Source organism: Paenibacillus lignilyticus (genome assembly GCF_017942085.1).
GTDB lineage: Bacteria > Bacillota > Bacilli > Paenibacillales > Paenibacillaceae > Paenibacillus_Z > Paenibacillus_Z lignilyticus.
In genome coordinates this window covers 148,981-172,848 of the sequence record NZ_JAGKSP010000012.1, presented here as the reverse complement: position 1 = coordinate 172,848, position 23,868 = coordinate 148,981, and the positions used below count along the sequence as shown (strand labels likewise).

22 protein-coding genes are annotated in these 23,868 nt (G+C 52.1%); 14 read left to right on the top strand and 8 right to left on the bottom strand.

The window, feature by feature from the left end; translation table 11 throughout:
• Positions 1 to 28: 28 nt before the first annotated feature.
• Together I8J30_RS23960 and I8J30_RS23955 are read right to left on the bottom strand one after the other, a co-directional pair.
• Positions 29 to 928 carry a TIGR01777 family oxidoreductase gene (locus I8J30_RS23960; RefSeq protein WP_210662425.1) on the bottom strand — a complete coding sequence of 300 codons (900 nt, stop codon included), beginning with the start codon at positions 926 to 928 and terminating at the stop codon, positions 29 to 31.
• A gap of 76 nt (positions 929 to 1,004) precedes the next feature.
• A complete protein-coding gene (locus tag I8J30_RS23955; RefSeq protein WP_210662423.1) occupies positions 1,005 to 1,436 on the bottom strand; it encodes a DUF2621 family protein in 432 nt (143 codons plus the stop codon).
• Positions 1,437 to 1,688: 252 nt separating this feature from the next.
• On the opposite strand from I8J30_RS23955, the gene I8J30_RS23950 reads away from it, so the two are divergent.
• The 4 genes from I8J30_RS23950 to ppnP all read left to right on the top strand — a co-directional run bounded on the left by I8J30_RS23950 (position 1,689) and on the right by ppnP (position 6,479).
• A complete protein-coding gene (locus I8J30_RS23950; RefSeq protein ID WP_210662421.1) occupies positions 1,689 to 2,816 on the top strand; it encodes a deoxyribonuclease IV in 1,128 nt (375 codons plus the stop codon).
• Between the two features lie 49 nt (positions 2,817 to 2,865).
• Entirely contained in the window at positions 2,866 to 3,765 is a 900-nt protein-coding gene (gene purU / locus I8J30_RS23945; RefSeq protein ID WP_091212549.1) for a formyltetrahydrofolate deformylase, read from the top strand.
• Between the two features lie 276 nt (positions 3,766 to 4,041).
• Positions 4,042 to 6,057, top strand: a complete 2,016-nt coding sequence (tkt, locus tag I8J30_RS23940) for a transketolase (RefSeq protein ID WP_210662419.1) — start codon at positions 4,042 to 4,044, stop codon at positions 6,055 to 6,057.
• A gap of 104 nt (positions 6,058 to 6,161) precedes the next feature.
• Positions 6,162 to 6,479 carry a pyrimidine/purine nucleoside phosphorylase gene (gene ppnP / locus I8J30_RS23935; RefSeq protein WP_210662417.1) on the top strand — a complete coding sequence of 106 codons (318 nt, stop codon included), beginning with the start codon at positions 6,162 to 6,164 and terminating at the stop codon, positions 6,477 to 6,479.
• An 87-nt stretch (positions 6,480 to 6,566) separates the two neighbouring features.
• Here the strand turns inward: ppnP and I8J30_RS23930 are convergent, their stop codons facing one another.
• Positions 6,567 to 7,871 carry an NAD(P)-binding domain-containing protein gene (locus I8J30_RS23930; protein WP_210662415.1) on the bottom strand — a complete coding sequence of 435 codons (1,305 nt, stop codon included), beginning with the start codon at positions 7,869 to 7,871 and terminating at the stop codon, positions 6,567 to 6,569.
• 158 nt (positions 7,872 to 8,029) lie between these two features.
• On the opposite strand from I8J30_RS23930, the gene I8J30_RS23925 reads away from it, so the two are divergent.
• From I8J30_RS23925 to I8J30_RS23900, 6 genes are all read left to right on the top strand, one after another.
• A complete protein-coding gene (locus I8J30_RS23925) occupies positions 8,030 to 9,379 on the top strand; it encodes a glucose-6-phosphate isomerase (RefSeq protein ID WP_210662413.1) in 1,350 nt (449 codons plus the stop codon).
• Between the two features lie 12 nt (positions 9,380 to 9,391).
• The gene (locus tag I8J30_RS23920; RefSeq protein WP_091212563.1) at positions 9,392 to 10,024 is read left to right on the top strand and encodes a YigZ family protein; all 633 of its coding nucleotides are present in this window, start codon (positions 9,392 to 9,394) and stop codon (positions 10,022 to 10,024) included.
• A 205-nt stretch (positions 10,025 to 10,229) separates the two neighbouring features.
• Entirely contained in the window at positions 10,230 to 11,033 is an 804-nt protein-coding gene (cysT, locus tag I8J30_RS23915; protein ID WP_371264799.1) for a sulfate ABC transporter permease subunit CysT, read from the top strand.
• Positions 11,030 to 11,827, top strand: a complete 798-nt coding sequence (locus I8J30_RS23910; RefSeq protein ID WP_091212569.1) for a sulfate ABC transporter permease subunit — start codon at positions 11,030 to 11,032, stop codon at positions 11,825 to 11,827. The genes cysT and I8J30_RS23910 overlap by 4 nt, the downstream gene beginning before the upstream one ends.
• Positions 11,828 to 11,830: 3 nt before the next feature.
• Positions 11,831 to 12,895 carry a sulfate/molybdate ABC transporter ATP-binding protein gene (locus tag I8J30_RS23905; protein WP_091212572.1) on the top strand — a complete coding sequence of 355 codons (1,065 nt, stop codon included), beginning with the start codon at positions 11,831 to 11,833 and terminating at the stop codon, positions 12,893 to 12,895.
• A 23-nt stretch (positions 12,896 to 12,918) separates the two neighbouring features.
• Positions 12,919 to 13,980, top strand: coding sequence for a sulfate ABC transporter substrate-binding protein (locus I8J30_RS23900; RefSeq protein ID WP_210662411.1), 1,062 nt, complete (start codon positions 12,919 to 12,921; stop codon positions 13,978 to 13,980).
• A gap of 57 nt (positions 13,981 to 14,037) precedes the next feature.
• Here the strand turns inward: I8J30_RS23900 and I8J30_RS23895 are convergent, their stop codons facing one another.
• Positions 14,038 to 15,147, bottom strand: coding sequence for a PdaC/SigV domain-containing protein (locus tag I8J30_RS23895; RefSeq protein WP_210662410.1), 1,110 nt, complete (start codon positions 15,145 to 15,147; stop codon positions 14,038 to 14,040).
• Between the two features lie 221 nt (positions 15,148 to 15,368).
• Between I8J30_RS23895 and I8J30_RS23890 the strand changes: the two genes are divergently transcribed.
• Complete coding sequence (locus I8J30_RS23890; RefSeq protein WP_210662408.1) at positions 15,369 to 16,463, top strand: YeiH family protein; 1,095 nt, start codon at positions 15,369 to 15,371, stop codon at positions 16,461 to 16,463.
• Positions 16,464 to 16,529: 66 nt separating this feature from the next.
• Here the strand turns inward: I8J30_RS23890 and I8J30_RS23885 are convergent, their stop codons facing one another.
• Positions 16,530 to 17,330 (bottom strand): Cof-type HAD-IIB family hydrolase, encoded by an 801-nt coding sequence (locus I8J30_RS23885; RefSeq protein WP_210662406.1) that lies wholly within the window; start codon positions 17,328 to 17,330, stop codon positions 16,530 to 16,532.
• A gap of 83 nt (positions 17,331 to 17,413) precedes the next feature.
• Positions 17,414 to 18,262, bottom strand: coding sequence for a helix-turn-helix transcriptional regulator (locus I8J30_RS23880; protein WP_210662404.1), 849 nt, complete (start codon positions 18,260 to 18,262; stop codon positions 17,414 to 17,416).
• A 114-nt stretch (positions 18,263 to 18,376) separates the two neighbouring features.
• On the opposite strand from I8J30_RS23880, the gene I8J30_RS23875 reads away from it, so the two are divergent.
• From I8J30_RS23875 to I8J30_RS23865, 3 genes are all read left to right on the top strand, one after another.
• Positions 18,377 to 19,324, top strand: a complete 948-nt coding sequence (locus I8J30_RS23875; protein ID WP_338044929.1) for an aldo/keto reductase — start codon at positions 18,377 to 18,379, stop codon at positions 19,322 to 19,324.
• A 180-nt stretch (positions 19,325 to 19,504) separates the two neighbouring features.
• Positions 19,505 to 20,926 (top strand): S41 family peptidase, encoded by a 1,422-nt coding sequence (locus I8J30_RS23870; protein ID WP_210662403.1) that lies wholly within the window; start codon positions 19,505 to 19,507, stop codon positions 20,924 to 20,926.
• A gap of 132 nt (positions 20,927 to 21,058) precedes the next feature.
• Positions 21,059 to 22,558: an IMP dehydrogenase gene (locus I8J30_RS23865; protein ID WP_210662401.1), complete on the top strand. Its 1,500-nt coding sequence runs from the start codon at positions 21,059 to 21,061 to the stop codon at positions 22,556 to 22,558.
• A gap of 72 nt (positions 22,559 to 22,630) precedes the next feature.
• Here I8J30_RS23865 and I8J30_RS23860 read toward each other — a convergent pair whose 3' ends face one another.
• Positions 22,631 to 22,984 (bottom strand): antibiotic biosynthesis monooxygenase family protein, encoded by a 354-nt coding sequence (locus I8J30_RS23860; protein WP_210662399.1) that lies wholly within the window; start codon positions 22,982 to 22,984, stop codon positions 22,631 to 22,633.
• Positions 22,985 to 23,043: 59 nt separating this feature from the next.
• Positions 23,044 to 23,652: a DUF2087 domain-containing protein gene (locus I8J30_RS23855; RefSeq protein ID WP_091220057.1), complete on the bottom strand. Its 609-nt coding sequence runs from the start codon at positions 23,650 to 23,652 to the stop codon at positions 23,044 to 23,046.
• Between the last annotated feature and the right edge of the window lie 216 nt (positions 23,653 to 23,868).

Here is a 23,868-nt window from a genome sequence, read left to right as displayed (position 1 = left end):
TAAGTTCGACCATTCAAGGTTCTTGTTCTTACTTCCTGCTTACTAACTGACGCAGCGCATCTTGAACGGTATCATAACGAAACTCGAACCCGAGCTCCAATGCCTTGCGCGGGACCGCTCTTGAACCTTCGAGCAGCAGGAAGGATAGTTCACCGAGGACGGCCTTGAGTACGAATGCCGGCACCGGAAACCAATGCGGTCTTCTCATGGCTTTGCCGATTGCTCTTCCAAACTCATTGTTCGTAACGGGTTCCGGTGCGCAAGCGTTGACCGGTCCCTGTATATTGGGTTCATCGAGGCAGAACAGAATCAGTCGAATCATATCGTCTTCATGAATCCAGGGGATCCATTGCTTGCCGCTTCCTATTCTTCCGCCTGCCAGTAACCGATAGGGCAGCAGCATCTTAGGAAAGGCACCGCCTTTCATGCCGAGCACAAGTCCGATCCGCAGCTTCACAAGCCGCTTGACCTCTATACGATTCGCGGCGGCTTCCCACTTCTCTACGACAGTTGCGAGGAAATCGGTTATGTGGGCAGGGCTCCACTCATCGCTGACTTTAGTGCGGTCTGTACCGTAGATGGAGATTCCGGATGCGTTTACAACGACGGACGGCTTACGCTGCAGTGCTTCGACGACTTTGCCGATCGCACGTGCCGCATTCAGTCTCGATTGCAAAATAGCGCTCTTGCCTTCTTTCGTCCAGCGGCGACTGATGGATTCCCCGGCCAGATTGACGATTGCGTCGATCCCTTCCAGCTTAACGGGCGACTCGGCCAGCTTGGACCAAGTGATCGTATGCAGCTTCGGATTCGAGCTCATCTGTTTCTCAGACCTGGAGATAATCCATACTTCATCCCCTCGCTGCAGGAGGGCATCGACAAGCATAGCCCCGACATATCCCGTTCCTCCGGTAACCGCTACCTTCATACAGAGACCTCCTTTAACTCCAATCAAAGCATCCAATTTCTTCAATAATACTGCAAAAGCCGCCCAAGCGGGCGGCTTATTTGTTAAGTAAATGTGTATAGGCGGAATAGTCAATCTGTTCCTTCTCCAGAAACGAAATCAAGCTGCGGTAATCGCGCTTAGGCGTTGCCCGAATATAACCTTCAATACAGTGATTACGCGACACTTCCGATGCGCCGCCTTCAACGGCTACTTGAGCGATTTTGGCTGCAATGGAATGTCTGGCAATGTCCCGAAACGCGCTTGGTACGGGCGAGACGAGCTGATCCAGAAAACTCTTGGAATCTTCCGGCCACATCCCGCGGCTGCGTTCTACCCAATAGTTCTGCCAATCCAGCTTGGACTTGCCATCCCGCATGGGGAGCACCTTAAGGAATTTACGAAACATAAAATAGCCGCCGATCGACATAAAGCCAATCATCACAATTGCCCAAAACAATATAAAATACATAAACCAATTTGGTGCCATTCGATTTATTCACCTCGAGCCAACTCAGATATGCGAATTATGCGTAACAAATTGTTTCCATTATAAGCGATGACGTCTATCTCCCGCAACCGACAAGGCATTTCCGGCATAATGCGAAAGCATCCAAACTTTCCTTCCGGTCAAACGCCTAGATTTATTTGAATATTCCTTGTAAAATAGGAAGGACAAGCGTTTGCGAGGAACCGGACACCCAGTAGTCCGTGCCTTGTAACGAAAGGAGCGAATGAGTCCATGTTAAAAATCGGATCCCACGTTTCATTTTCCGATAAAGGGCTGCTAACCGCAGCGAACGAAGCCGTATCCTACGGATCAAGCACATTCATGATTTACACCGGCGCACCACAGAATACGCGGCGTAAACCGATTGAAGATTTATATATTCCGGACGGCAGAGACGCAATGGGCAAGGCGGGAATAGACGAGATCGTCGTTCATGCCCCATATATTGTGAACCTCGGTTCTTACAAAGACGACACGTTTGAATTGGCAGTCCGCTTCCTGCAGGAAGAAATCCGCCGTACAGACGCGATCGGCGTACGCAATATCGTGCTTCATCCAGGTGCTTACACCGACAAGGATGCGGAGTACGGAATTGCTCGCATCGCGGAAGGTTTAAATGAAGTGCTGAACGGCACGAAAGAAACCAATGTAAATATCGCGCTTGAAACAATGGCGGGCAAAGGCACTGAAATCGGCCGCAGCTTCGATGAGCTTGCAGCGATTATTGACAAAGTAGCTGCCAACGACCGCCTGACCGTTTGTATGGATACATGCCATATGCATGATGCCGGTTATGACGTCGTCGATGATATCGATGGCGTGCTGACCGAGTTTGACCGCATTGTCGGCCTTAACCGCGTCGCAGTTGTCCACGTGAATGACAGCAAAAACCCGCGCGGAGCGGGTAAAGACCGTCACGCACCGATCGGTGCCGGCTGGATCGGACACGATGCAATCCGTAATATCGTGCATCACGAAGCGCTCAAAGGCCGTCCGTTTATCCTGGAGACGCCGTGGATTGGTCAAGAGGACAAAACGCAGCGTCCGATGTACGAAGCGGAAATTGCTTTGCTTCGCGGCGATGCGCATACGCGTTTCGGCGGAGAATTCTTGGAGGATGTGGAGCGTCTGCACCATTTCTTCAATAAACAGGACATCAACCACCGCGGCTATGTACTGTCCGTTTGGGATGTACTGAAGAACGACGCGAAAGCGAAGAAAGCCGATCCGCGCGAGCCGATGGATCGTTTGTATGATCTTGTAGCCGAGCACCGCATTTTGCCGGAGCTTTCGGAAGAAGCCATCAATCAACGGATTACGGCTTGGTTCGCGGGCGAAAAGCTGCTTGTGAACGCATAAGCCGACCTATAGCTACTCTACTTGTTGACGGAAGGAAGACTTGTCTATTATGCAAAACATCTATCAGCCCGGACCGTCCTCGCAGCGCCCGGATAAGCGCAATCGTGCGACAATGCTCATCTCTTGTCCGGACCGGCCCGGAATTGTAGCGGCTGTCTCGCACTTCTTGTACGAGCATGGCGCGAATATCGTGCAGTCCGACCAGTATTCCATGGATCCCGGCGGCGGCATGTTCTTTATCCGTTTTGAATTTGATCTGAGTGACCTGGACACCGAGCTGCCGGTGCTCCAGGAGGATTTTGCCCGCGTGGCGGATCGTTTCGAGATGAAATGGCATACGTTCCGCGCGAGCCGCAAGAAACGTCTGGCCATCTTCGTTTCCAAAGAAGATCACTGCCTGCTGGAGCTTCTGTGGCAGTGGCAAGCAGGCGATCTGGAAGCGGATATCGCGATGGTCATCAGCAATCATCCGGACATGAAAGCGCTCGTGGAATCATTCGGTATCCCGTTCCACCACGTTCCGGTTACGGCAGATACGAAAGCCGAAGCGGAGAAGAAACAGCTGGAGCTTGTATCCGATAAAGCAGATTTGATCGTACTTGCGCGTTATATGCAAATTATTTCGCCGAAATTCATCGAGCAGTTCCCGAACCGGATTATTAACATTCATCATTCCTTCTTGCCTGCCTTCGTAGGCGGCAAACCTTATGCTCAGGCGTATACGCGCGGCGTCAAAATCATCGGAGCTACGGCGCACTATGTAACGGAAGAGCTCGACGGTGGACCGATCATCGAGCAGGATGTGCAGCGCGTCAGCCACCGCGATGAAGTGGACAACCTCAAGCGCATCGGACGTACAATCGAACGTGTTGTACTTGCGCGTGCCGTAAAGTGGCATGTTGAAGATCGGATTCTTGTACACAAGAACAAGACCGTCGTATTCAATTAATCGAAGCTACCGTCAGTGTTTAACTGACAACAATGGCGTGTTTGCGCGGAATTCCCCGTGTGAACGCGCCATTTTTATGTCGATTTTTAGCGCACTAACGCATTAAGGATGGAAAAGGCGCAGTGGTAATGGTACAATATTGCAAAGCCAGTGCGGGAACACCGCCAAAGTGAATTAAAGAGAGAGTATGACTTGAAACGCGCCGCGCTTCCCAAGGATGGCGACAGCCGTTTCACTTCGATGCAAGCCTATTCGGATTTAGGAGGAGTTTACGTAATGACAGTAACACAGAAGTCCATCGACCAGCTTTCCATTGATACGGTCCGTACACTTGCGATCGATTCGATTGAGAAAGCAAATTCCGGCCACCCGGGCATGCCTATGGGAGCGGCTCCGATGGGGTATCAATTGTTTGCGAAGACAATGAACCACAATCCGTCCAACCCAACATGGATCAACCGCGATCGTTTCGTACTTTCCGCAGGTCATGGTTCCATGCTGCTTTACAGCCTGCTGCACCTGTCAGGCTACGATCTTCCTATCGAAGAACTTCAAAACTTCCGTCAATGGGGCTCCAAGACACCGGGTCACCCGGAGTTCGGCCACACAGCCGGCGTAGATGCGACAACCGGTCCGCTTGGACAAGGGATTGCAATGGCAGTGGGTATGGCTATGGCTGAAGCCCATCTTGGCGCAACTTACAATAAACAAGATCTTAACGTGATCGACCACTATACATTCGCAATTTGCGGCGATGGCGACTTGATGGAAGGCGTTGCAAGCGAAGCCGCTTCGCTCGCAGCTCACCTGAAGCTTGGCAAACTGGTCGTCCTTTACGATTCAAACGATATCTCGCTCGATGGCGAGCTAAACCTGTCGTTCTCCGAGAACGTACAAGGCCGCTTCGAAGCGTACGGCTGGCAAGTGCTTCGCGTAGAAGACGGCAACGATCTGAACGCGCTGGCTAAAGCGGTAGCTGCTGCACAAGCGGATACAAGCAAACCGACACTGATTGAAGTGAAAACGACAATCGGCTACGGCAGCCCGAACAAAGGCGGCAAAGGCGGTCACTTGGGTACACATGGCAGCCCGCTTGGCGCTGACGAGACTGTCCTGACGAAGCAATTCTACGGCTGGGAGAACGAAGCTTTCCACGTGCCGGCAGAAGTTGCCGCTCACTTCGCAGAAGTGAAAGCAAACGGCGAGAAAGCAAATGCAGCATGGGATGCCATGTATGCAACTTATAAAGCAGCTAACCCTGAACTGGCAGCACAATTCGAAACGGCCATCAGCGGCAACCTGCCTGAAGGTTGGGACAACGATCTGCCTGCATACACACCTGCAGACAAAGCGCTTTCGACTCGCGTAGCTTCCGGTAACGCGCTGAACGGACTTGCAAAGAACGTGCCAAACCTAATCGGCGGCTCTGCTGACCTGGAAAGCTCCACAATGACTCACCTGAAAGGTTTGCCTGTATTCAAACCGGGCAGCTACGAAGGCCGCAACGTTTACTTCGGCGTACGCGAGTTTGCGATGGCAGCTGCAATCAACGGTATGAGCCTGCATGGCGGCGTTAAAGCATTCGGCGCTACGTTCTTCGTATTCACGGATTACCTGCGTCCGGCAGTACGCCTGTCCGCGCTGATGAAACAGCCGGTTGTTTACGTGCTGACGCATGACAGTATCGCTGTCGGCGAAGACGGTCCTACGCATGAGCCGATCGAGCAATTGGCTTCCCTGCGTATCATTCCGCAGCTGACTGTATTGCGTCCGGCGGATGCGAACGAAACGTCGGCAGCTTGGGCTTATGCGCTTTCCAAAGCGGATCAGCCGATTGCACTTGTTCTGACTCGTCAGAACCTGCCCGTACTTGAAGGCACTAACGAGCAAGCTCGCGAAGGCATCGCGAAAGGCGCATATGTCGTTTCCGATGCGGCTGACGGCAAACCTCAAGCTCAGCTGATCGCGACCGGTTCCGAAGTTCAACTTGCGGTTGCAGCTCAGAAAGCTCTTGCGGCAGAAGGCATTCAAGTTCGTGTCATCAGCATGCCAAGCTTCGATCTGTTCGAGCGTCAGCCTAAGGCTTACAAAGAATCCGTTATTCTTCCGGGTGTTAAAGCACGTCTTGCAATCGAAATGGGTTCACCGTTCGGTTGGGAGCGTTATGTGGGCGACGGCGGTGCGGTTCTGGGTATCGATACATTCGGTGCTTCCGCAAAAGGCGACCGCGTAATTGCCGAGTATGGCTTCACGGTTGAGAATGTTGTAAGCAAAGTAAAAGGCTTGCTGTAGTAGTCAGTCAACTGCGGGGCTGAAAGCCGTCCCATATTACGCGGCCGGAAGCCCTGCTTTCCTATCCTCATTCTAAGCTTATACCACAAAGGAGCTAATGCCGAATGTCTCAGTTCGAGAATGTTTCAATCGTCAAGAAAGCTAATGTATACTTCGATGGTAAAGTAACAAGCCGCACAGTGCTGTTCGCGGATGGAACGAAGAAAACACTCGGTATCATGATGCCGGGCGAATATGAATTCGGTACAGATGTGAAGGAAATCATGGAAATCGTGGCAGGCGATTTGAAAGTGCTGCTGCCAGGCGACTCCGAGTGGATCAGCATCTCCGGCGAAGGCCAATTTACAGTTCCGGCAAATGCAAAGTTCAAGCTTCAAGTAGCAACAGTTACGGATTACATCTGCTCTTATATTCAAGAATAGTCTTATTGAACGAAAAGCTGCCCCGCTCGTCGACTTGGATGATCCAAGCGAGAACGGGGCAGCTTTTTGTATACGTACGTTATACGCTTAGTCAGCCGTAATACGTTGTTTGTTGATATAAGCTTCCAGCTGCAAACGCTGATATGGAGCGAGTCCTGCCAGCAAACAGCCGTAACGGAAGCGGCTGCCATTGGTTTCGATGCGGATAATGCGTCCGGTTACAGGAGGCAGCTCCGAATCCTGAGGGAAGTGAATCACCACGAACATATCGCACTCCAGCGGGAAGTTGGACGAAATTTGAAGCCCGCTTTCGGAAATGTCGCATAGGGTGCCATCGATCAGTTGTCCGGAGAACGAACCTTCCTGCGCCCATTGATAGATGGAGAGTTTCAGCGGCACATTCAGCGCAAGGCGTTCAGCCCGGCGGCGATTCTGCGCGCTGTCCGAAACAGGAACTGCAGCCGTTGCTTCCGATGCTGCCGCAACGATCTCTTGGGCGTCGCTGTGAGTCGTGATCCGTTTGTTGATCCATTGCTCGTAGCCGTGTGCGAGCGCGGAGAGATCAAGCTCTCCAAGGCCCATCGCGTCACCGACTTGATAGAGGCTCTTGACCGTTTCGAGAATCGGCGTAGGCGTCTTCAGCTCATCCGAAAGCGATGAAGCGAGGCGAAGATCCTTCAGCATGAGGGCGAGCGAGAATTGCACGCTGAAATCGCGTTCCAGCAGCTTCGGCGCTTTAAGCTCGGCCATTTTGCTGGCAGCTCCGCCGGATTGAACAAGCTCCAGGAACGACTTGGCGTCGATGCCGCCGCTTGCGGCAATCGCCATCCCTTCAAGCAGGGCCGCAACGTTGATGCCGACAATCGTATTATGGGCCAGCTTCGCAGTAGAACCGCTGCCGCCGGGCCCCATTGGAATGACTTTACGTCCCATCGCATTCAGAACGTCATGTACCTTATGAATGACTTCGATATCGCCGCCGACCATAAAGACAAGCGAGCCGCTCTCGGCTGCAGGCTTGCTTCCCGTAACCGGAGCATCGAGGAAGTCGCCGTATTTTGCGGAAACATCCGTATGTAGCTGGCGTGCCAGTACCGGAGAAATGGTACTGCTGTCGACGACAATGGTTCCCGGCATCATAGCGCCGAGCAGACCGTTCTCGCCGTAGTAAACTTCACGAATCGCGTCGTCGTTGCTGATCATCGTAATGATCAGATCCGATACCCGGGCTGCAGCAGCCGGCGATGAAACTTCATCCGCACCCAGCTCGAGGAGCTTGTCCGCTTTGCCAGGCGTACGGTTAAACACCGTAACGGAATACCCTTTGCGAAGCAAATTGGCAGCCATTGGCTCGCCCATCACGCCTAGGCCGATAAATGCAATTTTAAACATGTATTGTCATCTCCTTGAAAGCGGATTTTAAGTAGTTTCATTTTATCACAAAAAGGCGGGAAGAAGTATTGGACCCCTCGATCCCTTGTTTTTGCCTAACAAATCCATTATCCTTATCCTAGCTGTAAACAGGATAATTTGTGGGAGGTTTAATACGAATGAGTAAAGCAGTTCAGTTTGATTATAGCAAGGCATTGCCGTTCATCGGCCAGCATGAAATCGATAATTTAGCAGAGCAAGTACGCACAGCACATACCCAGCTTCGTGAAGGTACAGGCGCAGGCTCGGACTATCTGGGCTGGATCGACCTGCCGACGAATTATGATAAAGAAGAGTTTTCCCGCATTCAGAAAGCAGCTGCGAAGATCGGATCTGACTCCGAGGTGCTGATCGTTATCGGCATCGGCGGCTCTTACTTGGGCGCTCGCGCGGCAATCGAAATGCTGTCACATTCTTTCTATAACTTGCAGCCGAAAGAACAACGCAAGACGCCGCAAATTTTGTTCGCAGGCAATAACATCAGCTCCACCTATGTAACGCATTTGCTTCAATTGCTGGAAGGCCGCGACTGGTCGATCAACGTCATTTCCAAATCCGGCACGACGACGGAACCGGCAATCGCATTCCGCGTATTCCGCGAAGCATTGGAAGCGAAATATGGCAAAGCTGAAGCACGTACACGCATCTATGCGACAACAGATCGCGAGAAGGGCGCGCTTAAGAAGCTGGCAACGGAAGAAGGCTACGAGTCCTTCATCATTCCGGATGATGTAGGCGGACGTTACTCCGTACTGACGGCGGTTGGTTTGCTGCCGATTGCAGCCGCAGGCATCAATATCGAAGAAATGATGCAAGGCGCAGCGGACGCTCAGCAAGCGTACAGCAGCCCTGTGCTTGCAGAGAACGAAGCGTACCAATACGCGGCAGCGCGTAACGCCCTTTACCGTAAAGGCAAAGCAACGGAAATTCTCGTTAACTACGAGCCGGCGCTTCACTTCGTGTCGGAGTGGTGGAAACAGCTGTACGGCGAGAGCGAAGGCAAAGACTTCAAAGGGATTTTCCCGGCTGCCGTAGACTTCTCGACGGATCTGCACTCCATGGGTCAATTCATACAAGAGGGTAACCGTAACATCTTCGAAACGGTCATCCAAGTGAAGAACGTGGCAGAGCAAATTACGATCGGGCATGATGCGGGAGACCTGGACGGGCTTAACTTCTTGACCGGCAAAACCATGGATTTCGTAAACAAGAAAGCCTTTGAAGGCACGCTTCTTGCACATACAGACGGACAAGTGCCTAACTTTGTCGTGAACATTGCGGACATGAAACCTTACACATTCGGCTACCTGGTGTACTTCTTCGAGATCGCGTGCGGCATCAGCGGTTACCTGCTGGGCGTCAATCCGTTCGACCAACCGGGCGTTGAAGCATACAAGAAAAACATGTTTGCATTGCTTGGCAAACCGGGCTATGAGAAAGAGAAGGCTGAGCTGGAAGCTCGCCTGTAAGCTCACATTGTCATGCTGCCGAGATACAATACGCTGCGTCAGCAGGCCAGCAAAGAAATCGTCATTAAGAAATCGCGTTTCATCGGCTACGGCAAGCCGGTAACGTCGGAGGCAGAAGCGATCGCTTATATAGAGGAGCTGAAGAAGCTTCACTGGAACGCCTCGCATAACTGCTCGGCCTACGTTATCGGTGAACGCGACGAGATCCAGAAGCAGTCCGACGACGGGGAGCCAAGCGGAACAGCCGGCAAACCGATTCTGGAAGTGATTAAGCATCATGGCCTCAAGAACGTTGTCATTGTCGTGACTCGTTATTTCGGAGGCATTATGCTCGGTGCGGGCGGCCTTATTCGGGCGTATACCGACGGCGCCGTGGCGGCCATTGAAGCAGCTGAACCGATCGTGAATATTCTGCATCGCGAGGTCATCGTCGATGTCGATTACACCTGGTATGGCAAGCTCGAGAATGAATTCCATGCGCGTAACGTACGAATCGGCGGCACCGAATTCACCGATCGTGTGGTGATCACCTGCCTGCCGGAAGCGCCGGAAGCAGAGCGATTCAGCGCGTGGATAACCGATATCACGCAAGGACAAGCCGTACTCTCTCTTGGCGAAGAGAAGTACTACATTGAAGGCGAATAATGCAATACGAAGCTCCCCGGGCCAACTGTCCCGGGGAGCTTTCTTATTTCGACATCTAATTCCTCTTCCGAATGCAGAATATTAGGATTGACTAGACGCGCCTCCGTCTGCTACATTTAATACCAAGTGATTTGATGGGAATTAAAAACCACTACAACGATTCCTCAAGGAAAGTGTCAGGGGGTAAGTCAGCTTGAATATCATCATGCGCAGCCGCTTGTGGAGCTTTGGCTTCCGCAGCACCATTATGCTTTATTTCGTATTGCTGATCGTTTTGCCGATTATCGGAATCTACTCGCAATCCTTTGAGCTTGGCCTGCAGCCGTTCTGGGACAGCATCACAGACCCGCTGGCTTGGAAGGCTGTGCTTTTAACCGTTAAACTCTCCGTAATAGCCGCACTTATCAATGTATTTCTTGGCACCATGATTGGATGGGTATTGATTCGTTACCGATTTCCCGGGCGAAGAATCCTTAATAGTTTAGTAGATTTGCCATTTGCGCTGCCGACGGCTGTCGGTGGCTTGATGATATTACTGCTCCTGGGTCCGAACAGCTTCGCAGGCGGAATCGCCGACAAGCTCGGATTTCAGATCGTATTTCATGAACCCGCCATTATCGTAGCTATGGTCTTCGTGACCTTTCCCTTCGTGATTCGAGGCGTTCAGCCGCTGCTCGAAGAGCTTGACAAGTCGGAAGAAGAAGCCTCGTATACGCTTGGCGCATCGAGGGCGAGAACCTTCTTTCAAGTGATATTCCCCTCCATGCTTCCGGGTATTATTAGCGGAGCGATGCTGGCGTTCTCAAGAGCACTGGCTGAATTCGGCGCTGTCGTACTCGTAGCTGGCAACATTCCGGGAAAAACGCTGATCGCGGCGGTTTATATTTTCGGAGAAATTGAAAGCGATAACGTGCAGGGGGCCGCGGCCGTTTCCGTTATGCTGCTGACACTGTCGTTCCTCATTCTGTGGGCGGTTAACCTCGTCCAGTCGAGGAGGCACGGCAAATGAGAAAACTTTGGATTACGTTAACCTATCTGGTGTTTCTGATTCTGCTGATCGCACCGCTGGTGAAGATTTTTACCGGCTCCTGGGGAGACGGCTGGAGCGGCTTCGCAGAAGCGCTGACACGCAAGCAGTCCCTGCATGCGCTTATGATGACCGGCTTAATCGTCATTGTCGTAACGCTGCTAAACACACTGTTCGGCGTCATGTTAGCCCTTTATCTGGTTCGAGGAACGTGGCTTAGCAAACGGATCAAAGGGCTGATGAACAGCATCGTTGATTTGCCGTTTGCGGTTTCACCGGTCATCGGCGGCTTGATGATCGTGCTTATGCTCGGTCCGAGCTCGGTAATCGGTACGTTTTTCGAAGATATCGGCTTTAAAGTGGTCTATGCATTGCCGGGTATGATTCTTGCCACGCTCTTTGTGACGTTCCCGCTTATGGTGCGTGAAGTCATGCCGGTGCTGCAGGAAATCGGCTCTCAGCAGGAAGAAGCGGCATCAACGCTTGGCGCTTACTCCTGGTACACCTTCTGGAAGGTAACATGGCCGTCTATCCGCTGGGGCGTCATCTATGGCGTTGTATTGACCGTCGCAAGATCGCTCGGTGAGTTTGGTGCGGTGCTGGTTGTCTCAGGCAATATCATGAATAAGACGCAAACGGCGACAACGCTCGTTTATCAGGATGTCGAGAATTTCAATGTAATCGCGGCGAGCAGCGTGGCGCTTGTACTGGCTGCTTTCTCGGTCGGATTGCTGCTGCTAATGGAATGGGCGAAGAAGAGAAAGGAAGTGCATTAAGCGATGCATATCGAGGTGCGCGGTTTAAATAAACAGTTCGGTGATTTTCAAGCGGTCAAGGATGTTAGTTTTGACATTGCAAAAGGTCAATTGATCGGTCTGCTCGGACCAAGCGGCGGCGGCAAAACGTCGATTCTCCGTATGCTTGCGGGGCTGGAGACGCCAACCTCCGGCGATATCGTGTTTCATGGCAAACGGGTCAACGACCTGCCGCCGCAGGAACGCGGAATCGGGTTTGTATTTCAGAACTATGCCTTGTTCAAACATATGACGGTTTATGATAATGTCGCTTTCGGCTTGAAGGTTAAGAAGGAACCCAAAGATGCAATACGCGAGCGTGTCATGTCACTGCTGGAGCTTACGGGTCTGAAGGGCTTTGAACATCGCTACCCGCATCAGCTCTCAGGCGGTCAACGCCAGCGCGTAGCTTTTGCCAGGGCGCTTGCGCCGCAGCCTCAGCTGCTGCTGCTGGATGAGCCGTTTGCGGCGATTGACGCGAAGATTCGGCATGAGCTTCGCACATGGCTGAAGGAAATGATTGAGCGTCTTGGCATTACGTCGATTTTCGTTACGCATGATCAGGATGAAGCGATTGAAGTAGCCGACGAAATTATGATCATTAATAAAGGCCGCCTGGAACAGAAGGGTACGCCTTGGGATATTTATAAAAGTCCGCAAACCCAATTCGTGGCCAGCTTCATCGGGGAGTCCACGATTGTGGATAAAGTGGAAATGCTGAAAGGCTTCGAAGAAGCGAAGAACTGGCCGGGTACTAAAGCACTGATCCGTCCGGAATATATTGAGATTGGCAAGCGCCATGAATTCCGCCTGCCTTCCGCAACGGTGCTCGGCAAAGTGAAGCATCTGCATTTCCGCGGAAGCGAGTGGATGGTTGAGGTGGAAGTCGGCGACATTAAGCTGATTACGTATCGATCGCTTGAGAAGGATGTGCTGCAGCCGGGCGAAGAGATCAGCGTCATGATTCATCGCGCCTATCTGTTCAACGACAACGACACTTGGATTATGGAGAACAAGCTGAAGGAAGATCCGATGCCGATGCATATTTAACTTAAGAAAGCGTTGTGTACACAATGAAATCATTCCTAACAAAAGGTTGGCGCATTGCAGTGGCCGCGCTTATGACGTCCTCGCTTCTCTTCACGGCAGCGTGCGGGACGTCGAATACGAATAGCGCCGCGCCTACGGCAGCACAAGGTGATGTCACGCTCGTAATCGGTGCTTATTCCGTAGCGAAGGATGCATTCGATATCCTATTGCCGAAGTTTGCAGAGCATTGGAAAGAAGAGACCGGACAGACGATTACGTTCCAAGAATCGTATGAAGCATCCGGTACTCAAGCTCGTGCGATTGCCGGCGGGTTCGAAGCGGATATAGCGGCACTTGCGATGGAAAGCGATATCGATAAGATTCAGAAGGCAGGCTTCATCACGAGCGACTGGCGGAAAGTCGGCAACGGCGGCATGATTACACGCTCCATTGCCGTGATGGGCACTCGCGAAGGCAATCCCAAGGGGATTCACGATTGGGAGGATCTCACCCGTAAAGGCGTGAAGGTTCTGTACCCGAATCCGAAAACCTCCGGCGGCGCGCAATGGGACATCAATGCGATGTACGGCGCGGGACTGAAGGAATCGGAAGCGAAGACGGGACAGAAGGACCCGGCTTATGCCAAGTCGTTTCTGGAACGGATTCATCATAATGTAGAGTCACTGGATAAGAGCGGCCGTGCATCCATGGCTGCCTTTGAATATGGGGTTGGCGACGTGATCATCACCTACGAGAATGAGCTGCTGGCGCGGATTAAGAAAGGCATTCCGTATGAGGTTATTGTGCCGAAATCGACGATTCTGATTGAGAACCCGGCTGCGATTGTCGATGTGAACGTCGATAAGCACGGCACTCGCAAAGCGGCTGAAGCGCTGCTCGCCTATTTGTACAGTGAGGAAGCACAGCGTATCTTCGCGGACAACGGCTTCCGACCGGTGAACGACAAGGTCATGGAAGAGGTCAAAGGCAATTATAAGACTCCTGAGGATTTGTTCGATATCAGCTACTTGGGAGGATGGGCGGAAGTACGCAAATCGCTTTATTCACCGAAAGGCGTATGGTATCAAGTGTTGGCCGGCATTTAACCGGACAAATAAGAAAAAGCTCCCTGCGGGGAGCTTTTTCTGCGTTTTCTATGCAATTTAGCCGATGACTACGGCATCCTTCGTATAGGAAACTGTGGCTTTCAGCACTTTGGAGAAGAAAGACAGCGGCACGTAGAGCGTATTGTCTTTCATAACCGGAGCTGCACCTAGCGTGACTTGAGCAGCAGTAGAGGCATAGTTGTCTTTGCCAACTTGCAGGGAAACATGCTGCGTGCCTTTGTCAACATCGGTCCAACCCGCATTCCAGCTGAGTTCATAGCCCAGCTGTGCGGAGATCGCGCGAAGCGGAGCCATGGCAATGCCGTCTTTGCCCACGAAGAGATGAGCGCCTGCCACCGTTTTGCCACCTACAGTAACGTTCAATGAACTGAGGTTACCCGGTACGGCTGCATCTGGTTTGCTGCCCGGAACGGCAACGGCGATTTCCCGAATACCTGCTGCATAAGGCGCGATTTCATATTGCTGGAAGACGAGCACCGCTTTGCCATTCTTGAGATAGAAGCGCTGGTCGTCGGTAATGGACTTAAAGGTATCTTTGAAATAAATATCGGAATGTGCGGCAATTTCGGCGTTAACCGCCTTATTGAGGATGGTTTTATAGCCATTGCCGAACAGTTCTTTAAGCTTCACGGCGGAAGCCTTTGCTTCATTGCGGACATTGTAAGTGTCAACGCGTGTCCAGCCGTGAGCGCCGCCGGTATAAGCAGAGGTTATCAGTTTGAAGGAAAGAATCCCGCCTGAGCTCTTGCTGCCATCGCCAATCAATTCATAGCTGACTTTGAACATATAAGGTCTGAATTCGTAAACGCCGGCTGCAGCGGCGGCATCGTCTTTGGCTTGTTTCTTCAGCTTCTCAAGCTCTGCATGCGCACGTGCCGCAAGGTTAGCATTCAGCGTATTCTGGTAGCCTTTATCTTGCATTCCGCTGATGACGGGGATGTTCAGCTCGGACTCATAATAGTCGGTTTTATCCGTGACGGTCTTGGAAGACAATTGGGCAGCGCCGGCTTGAACGCTAGCCTCTGCTTGTGCAGTTACGGGTGTGGCTTGATCTGCGAAAGCGAGCGGTGCGGAAAGAGTAAGAAGCAGCGCGCTTACGGCTCCGATTGTTGTAATTCGTTTGAATGGTTGCTGTATGTTGATCATGAATGATCCCTCCAGGTTTGTTGTAGGCTAGGACCTCAGTATAACGGGCATCATCCAAATAGGAGTGACAAATTGGTAACGATGCTCGCAGGCACGATTTCCTCATGGATCAACATAACAATCCTTTATTCTTTTCATCATAATGATTGATTTCTCTTATCAACTGCTGCCACGTATAATGAACACCAACAACCAGACACGGAGGTGGCAGGAGGGCGACTATGAAGCTTGAGCAGACGATTAAACCTATTGGTCCCTATATAGCAAGCCTCGGCTCTGCAGGCAGTAAGAAAGCAGGCGGAATCGGATTTACTTTTCTACTGGCGGCTGCGGGTTATGGATTATCCCAGCTGCCGGTTCTCCATTATGTAGGGCAGATGGCATGCGCCATTCTGCTTGCGGTGATTTATAGACAGGTGTGGGGCTATCCGGAGGCTCTTCGGGCCGGAATCACATTCTCGGGCAAAAGCTTGCTGAGACTCGCGATCATTCTCTACGGGATCAAGCTTAATCTGCTGCAAGTTTTTCAAGATGGACCGAGCCTGCTCATTCGGGATATCGCTGCCGCTCTATTCGCGATCGGCTGTACGCTGCTGCTGGCGAAGCTGCTTAAGGCGGATCAGAAGCTGTCGCTGCTGCTTGGCATTGGCACCGCGATCTGCGGCGCGGCGGCTATTGCAGCCGTATCGCCGATCTTGCGAAGCAAGGAGGAAGACACCGCGGTGAGCGTCGGCCTCATCGCACTTGTAGGGACGGTGTTTGCGGTCGGCTACACGATGCTTCGGCCCGTCCTTGCGCTGACGGAGCTGCAATATGGCATTTGGTCCGGAACGAGCCTGCATGAAATTGCGCATGTTGCGCTGGCGGCTGCGCCTGCCGGAGAAGATGCGCTTGCAGGCGCGCTGCTCGCGAAGCTTGGGCGTGTTTTCCTGCTCGTGCCGCTAAGTCTAGTGCTTATTCTTGTGCAGCGGCAGAGACAGCAGCGGCGACTGCGTCGGTTAATGGAACAGACATCCGGAGCGGAAGATAAGGCGAAGATACCTCAAGCAGCAAAGCTGCAGCTTCCATGGTTTCTCCTTGGTTTTCTCGCGCTGAGTGCGCTTGGCAGCACCGATGCCGGACAGACATTTATGCATGAAGCGCCGGAGATAATGAATGCCATTACCAAGATAACGACCTTCCTGCTGACCATGGCGATGGTAGCGCTTGGGCTCAACGTAGATTTACGCGGAAGCGGCAAAGCGATCATCAAGCCGCTCGCGGCCATGGTTATCGCATCCGTACTGCTCGCTGTTGGCACCTATTTTACCATCTGATGTATCTAAAAAGAGCTGCACCGTAACAGTCGTCCCAATCGACTGTCGGTGCAGCTCTTATCAAGTTTATACGGTTTGAAGAATGAACTTCTCGATGACATGGCGTACGCCTTCATCGTTGTTGGATTTGGTGACATATTGCGCGATATCCTTCAGCTTCTGCACGGCGTTGCCCATCGCTACGCCGAGTCCTGCCGTTTCGATCATCTCGTGGTCATTCCAAGAGTCGCCGATGGCGATAACTTCGTCCAGCGAACAGCCGATATGCTCCGCCATAAACGCGATCGCATGCCCTTTCGTACCTTCCTTATGGGTAACCTCGAGGAAGTGCGGCTTGGACTTCGTAATATGAGCCTGATTACCGATCAATGGGGCAAGGTCTGCGGCAACTTGATCAAGGCGGGCAGGATCGTCGATCATGAGCATTTTGGCTGTAGGGCGTTTGATCAGCGATTTCAGATCCGGCTCTACCACAAATGGAATGTTCGCCAGCTTCGAGTAGTCGCGAGCTTTCTGATTATCTTCTTTTACATAAATGACATCATCCGTATACAGCTGCACATGGATGTTATGCTCCTCGCAGTATTGCATCAGCAGTTCGGCAGCATCCTGAGGAACGTAGCGCTCATAGAGCACTTGCTCGTCCAGTAACGTTTTGACGCTGGAGCCCTGGTACGTGATGATCGGGACATTCAGCTCAATTTGATGAGCGATCTTCTTCGCGGATGGGAACATGCGGCCTGTCGCCAACGTGACGAACACGCCTTTCTCCATAGCTGCGGTCAGTGCTTCCTTCGTTCCCGGCGTAACCGTACATTCATCTGTTAAGAGCGTGTCATCAATATCAATGGCAATTAATTTATACATGATTTCTCTCTGCTCCTTCTCTCTCCTGCGTACGCATTTTCATTGATTGTAGCGGAAATCAAAGGCAGGAACAACCCTAATCCCTATGTCGACATTGTAAATTGCTGACGATAGGAAGTCGGAGTCATGTTCTCGCTTTCTTGAAAGCGCTTGTTAAAATAACTCGGATGAACGTACCCCGACAACCTCGCCACCTCGTTCACGCTGAGGTCCTGTTGTTCGACGAGCAATTGCTTAGCCCGCTGGATGCGGCACATCGTCACGAATTCAAGAGGCGTTTGACCGGCGGCACGGCGAAACCATCTGCAGAATGCAAATCGATTCGTTCCGGCGCGCGCCGCCCATTCATCGAGGTCGAATGGTTCGGCTGCGGCCGCTTGCAGCTCGGGCAGCAGCTTAAGCATCCGTTCAATCGCGGATGCCCCGGTGCTAGGAGCCGCAATAGGCTCGGCCTGCTCTATGAATTCCGCGATAATGCCGTACATCAGCATGGAAATGCGGCTGGGATGCAGCATTTTGTGCCGGTTGATTTCGTCCAGCAGCTCATCAATTAAGCTCTCGAGCCCTAACGGCGATCGTAATCGCCATCCTATTGAACGATGGAAGCCGCGTTCGGTCAGATCGGCAAGAATTCCGCTGCCATAGAAATGAATCCACTTGATGTCCCATGGCTGCTCATCGTCGGCGAAGTACGCCTGTTTATCGCCCGGGAAATATAGGAAGGCATCCCCTGCGCTCAGCTCGCAGCGCTGCCCGTCATGCTCGGCGTAACCTTTGCCTGAGGTAACCAGATGCAGGTTGAATTCCTGCAGCATACCTGCCGCGCGACGTACATCATGACCTTTATTATGCTCATAAAAGCCGGCGGACTCCGGAAAACAATAGAACCTATTCCTCCGCAGCAGCGGAAGCGTCAAATGATGCTTAGCCATCGGTACACTCCTTGAATGTGCAATATCGTTGTAGTCCATGCAATATATTTCGATTTTTGAAAGTGAAATCCTTTACTATAATGATCAATATAACGATATGAAGGAGCGCATACGATGACGACTATGAAACGAATCGCAATTGCAGGCATTGAGCAGGGCGTTACGCAGCTTATTCAAGGCTCGATGATGCTTAACATTGATCGTATGGATTACTCCGGTGAGCTGCTTGACGCTTATGTGGCTGCCGGCGGCAACGCGATTGATACCGGGCATATTTACGGCGTGAGCTCGGCACAGGCTATCGGACGATGGATGGCGGATCGCGGGAACCGCAGCGAGATCGTCATCATCGGGAAAGGCGCACATCCTTACGAACAATCCCGCATGACCAAAACCTGCATTCAAAGTGACTTGGTGGAGTCGCTTGAGCGGCTGCAGACGGATTATATGGATATGTACATGCTTCATCGCGACGATCCGAATGTGAACGTCGGTTACATTCTGGAAGGACTTAATGATCAGCTGGCCGCCGGTCGCTGCCGTGCAATCGGGGCATCCAACTGGAGCGTAGCTCGCATTCAAGAAGCCAATGCCTATGCAGCCAAACACGGGATGACAGGCTTCGCTTGCAGCAGTCCGAATTTGGCGCTGGCAAGGCCTAATGAAGCGCGCTGGGCAGGCTGTGTAACGACAACCGCAGAGGACGAAGCTTGGCATGAGAAGTCACAGCTGCCGATCTTATCTTGGTCTTCGCAATCCGGCGGTTTCTTCACGGACCGTTATTCCGAAGATAATCGCGAGGATGCGGAGATGGTGCGCGTCAATTACAGTGCCGAGAACTGGGAGCGCAAGCGCAGAGCGACGCTGCTGGCGGAGAAATACGGCGTAACCGCTAATCACATTGCTCTTGCCTATGTACTGAATCAGCCGTTCCCGGTCGCGGCCATTATCGGACCGCATAAGCCAAGCGAGCTGCAAGACAGCCTCAAGGCATTGCCGGTGACGCTATCCGATGCCGAACGCGATTGGCTGAACCTGCTTACCGAGAAAGCGGCGCTGTAGCGCTTCAACGCAACCGAAATTCAAGGCGTTCCCTTGCACAAACAGACTGCTGCGGCGATGCGGCAATGAGGTCTGGTTCATGTGCGCGGGAACGTCTTTTTGCTTTGCCGGGAAGGAACTTGCGACGGCCGCTCGAATGCGATAGAGTGAGTTACAGGTTCATTTTGGAAGAGGTGTCAGATGAGTATTTATGGTGAGAAAGCGGTAAAACAGCGGCGGCGCGTATCCTTGGCTGTACTGCTGACAGTGGCGGTAGTGGTCGGATTTGCAGGGGGAAGGTTCAGCATGCTGCTTCAATACCCCATTATGAAGGAGCCTGCCTTCCGCAATTTATCTTACGCGTATAAAGAAATCATGAATCGTTACTTGGAAGGCGCGGATTCGAAGGCGCTTGTCGACGGCGCTGCGGAAGGCATGGTCGGCTCGCTGGGCGATCCTTATTCGGTTTATTTAACGGGAGACCGAGGGGAGCAATACATAAGCTCGTATGAGGATCATTTTGTCGGGATCGGCGTTGAAATTCGTGAGGAAGATGGCCGGTTTATTATCGATAAATTGATTAAGAGCGCCCCGGCGGAGAAATCAGGCTTGAAGGCAGGCGATGTGTTTGTCTCCATTGACGGGACCTCGGCCAAGGGACTCGACTTAACGAAGCTAAAGGAGCTTGTGCAAGGCAAAGAAGGAACAACCGCGAAGCTGACGGTAGAGCGGGAGGGCTCGAGTAAACCGCTTGCTATATCCGTTGTGCGCGGTGCCGTTCCGGTGCTTACGGTTACTTCCAACATGCTGTCTGACGGAGTCGGTGAAATCACCATCAGCCGATTCGCGGAGAAGACGGCGAGCGAATTTAACGCTGCGATTGAAGCCCTGCAGAAGAAAGGGATGAAGTCGCTTCTGCTCGATCTTCGCGGTAACCCGGGCGGACTGCTGGAGCCAACGATCACGATTGCCAATCGGTTTGTTCCGAAGGGGAAAACGATCGTGCAAGTGGTGTATAAAGGCGAGTCGCGCGTCATCACCCATCAATCGAAACAGAAAGAGCCATGGAAGCTGCCGATTGCGATTCTGGTGGATGCGCATACGGCAAGCTCTGCCGAGGTGCTGACTGCAGCACTCAAAGCAACGGCCGATGCCAAAGTCGTAGGACAGAAAACGTTCGGTAAAGGTATCGTGCAGAACTTCCGTCAGTTGAAGGATGGTTCCGTGCTTAAGCTGACGGAGGCGCAGTGGCGTTCACCGGATGGCCAATGGATTCATAAGAAGGGCATCGAGCCCGGTTATGTGGTTGCAGCTCCGGATTATGCGCAGCTGCCACGTCTTGCAGCCGGCTTAAAGCTGGGGATCGGCGATTATGGCGACAAGGTGCAGACGGTGCAGAGCATGCTTCAAGTGCTCGGTTATGCGGCAGGTGCCGGCAAAGGAATCTATGATGACGATACAGCTGCAGCCGTCCGCAGCTTCCAAGCGAATGAGAAGCTGCCGCAGACCGGAACGATGAACGATAAGACTGCTTATCGTATGATGGTGATGCTGACGAACAAATTCGATAAAGAGGATCCGCAACGAATCAAAGCGGTTTCGCTGCTTGAAGCGGCGAAGTAGCAACCTTTTCGCCGGGATCGTCGTTGAAATACTGGAGTAAAGTCGGAAGCAACAACTTCCATTGCGCGATTTAAATCGCTGTGATATGCTTGTAAGAATTTATCCGGAATTGGATTGCAGGAGGCGACATCTTTGGCTCATTATTACATGGAACCATCCCGCACCTTTAGCGAATTTCTGCTGGTGCCAAATTTGACAACGAAGGATTGCAATCCTTCAAACGTAAATCTCAAGACTCCGATCGTGAAGTTCAAGAAAGGCGAGAAACCGGCCTATTCGTTGAATATTCCGTTCTCATCCGCTGTTATGCAGGCCGTTTCTGACGATCGCATGGCTGTTGCGCTCGCGCGCAGCGGCGGCATCTCGTTTATTTACGGCTCCCAGTCCGTGGAAGGACAAGCGGAGATGGTGCGCAGAGCGAAGAGCTATAAGGCAGGCTTCGTTGTCAGCCGCTCGAACCTGACGCCGGAGCACACGCTGAAGGATGTGCTGGAGCTCAAAGAGCGTACAGGCCATTCCACTGTCGCGATTACAAGCGACGGTTCGCCGAAAGGCAAGCTGGTTGGCATCGTAACGGGCCGTGATTATCGGATCAGCCGGGACTCGCAGTCCAAGACGGTTAGCGAGTTCATGACCCCGTTCTCGAAACTGATTTATGGCAAATCGGGCATTACGCTTTCGGAAGCGAATGACCTGATTTGGGATCATAAGCTGAACTGTCTGCCTGTTGTAGACGAGCAGGGCAATTTGGATTATTTGGTTTTCCGTAAGGATTATGATGAGCACAAAGAAAATCCGTCCGAGCTGCTGGATGCGAATAAGAGTTATATCGTAGGCGCGGGTATCAACACGAAGGACTACGCGGAACGTGTACCGGCACTTGTGGCTGCAGGCGTGGATGTGCTCGTTATCGATTCCTCCGACGGCTACTCGGAATGGCAGAAGGAAACGATTGATTTCGTCAAATCGAATTCCGACGTGAAAATCGGCGCAGGTAACGTAGTTGACCGCGAAGGTTTCTTATACCTGGTAGAAGCAGGCGCGGACTTTATTAAAGTCGGCATCGGCGGCGGTTCCATCTGCATTACGCGCGAACAGAAGGGGATTGGTCGCGGACAAGCTTCGGCGATGATCGAAGTTGCTGCAGCGCGCGATGAATACTTCCAACAAACCGGCATCTATGTGCCGATCTGTTCTGACGGCGGTATCGTGCATGACTATCACATCACGCTGGCGCTCGCTATGGGTGCGGACTTCGTCATGATGGGCCGTTATTTTGCCCGTTTCGATGAGAGCCCGACACGCAAGCTGAAGGTCGGCAACAACTTCGTAAAAGAGTTCTGGGGCGAAGGCTCCAACCGTGCACGCAACTGGGAGCGTTACGACACCGGCGGCAAAGCGGGCTTGATGTTCGAGGAAGGCGTAGACTCTTACGTTCCTTACGCGGGCAGCTTGCATGAGAACTTGAGCAAGACGATTCACAAAATCAAATCGACCATGTGCAACTGCGGTTCCCTTACAATCGCAGAGCTGCAGCAGAATGCGCGGATTACGCTGGTTTCAGCGACGAGCATAATTGAAGGCGGCGCGCATGACGTTATTTTGAAAGAGAACAGCATTGCCGGAGAATAAATAAATAGGGCTGCTCGGATGGAATCTGCAACGATTCGCCGGGCGGCCCTTTTCTTATTTTTCACCTTGCTTCTAGAAGAAATATTGACGCTCCACGCGGCTGATTCGTACGCTGTAGGAGGCATACCAGTCTGTTCTTCCTTTATCCTGCGCGGTTAGGTGGAGGGGATTGGCTTTCCAATTCTTGATGGCATCGAGGGATTCCCAGTAGGATACGGTGATGCCGATCCCATCGCTGTCGCGTGCGCTCTCAACGCCAAGGAAACCCGGCTGTACGGATGCGAGCTTGCTCATCTGCTCTGCCATATCGCCATAGCCATTGTCCCCGGGTGTCCGGAGTGAGGTGAAGACGACGGCGTAATAAGGAGGCTCCGGTGTCTTGGCGATGCCGGAGGGCTCGTGATGGTCGTTCGAATGATTGCTCATCGGTAAAAGGTCCCCCTAGATAGATTGGAATGGATTAGCTAAGCTTTGATTAGAATAGATTAGGATAACGTTTCCCAGCGCTCCCACATTTCTTGCGGGTTCCGTTCATACACTTCCTGCTCGCGATACAAGTATGCATGCATGATGAACTCGCGCCGAATGGTAGCGAAGTCGGGATGGAACTGTTTGATAAACTCGTTTAGTTCCTTCTCCGTATAGCTTCTGCCTTCCTCCAGCTGCTGCGCTAAGTGCTCCAGCACGATTCGTTTCTTCTTCAGTTGGGCGGGGATATGCTTTAGCTTACCATCTGCAGTGGTGAAATTGCGCAGGACAGACTGCTTCAATCGTTCGTTTTTCTCATCCATCGGTTCGATCTCCTTCGTTTCATTCGTTGCAGGCCGCGCAAGGATAGCTTGCAGCGAGCCTTCATATTGCCGTAGAAAATAATGATCCAGCGAGAAGAAAATCGCATTCTTGTCGCGGCGCTCGTGAATGAGGCTGACTGCCCGCAGTTTGGCGGCATGATGCGTGATGGTAGCGGGGGATAGGCAGAGTTTCTCCGCGAGCAATTGTCCGGTCATTTCGCCTTCCGCAAGCAAAATAAGCATCCGGATGCGAGTAGGATCAGCGAGTGCTTTATGATAGTTCACAATCTTATCAAGCTGCATCATAGCTGTGGCCAGCCTTTCTTTTTTTAAATTAGATAAACATCTAATTAGAAGATAATCTAATTAGATGAACATGTCAATCCGCGACTTGAAAAATAGGCACCGCCTGAATTCGGATCTCGCTGAGAACGCAATATAATAGGGATTTCGCTTGTCTATGACAACCGAAATCCCTATCCATACGAACCATTCCTATTCAATTGGATACTGCACTCC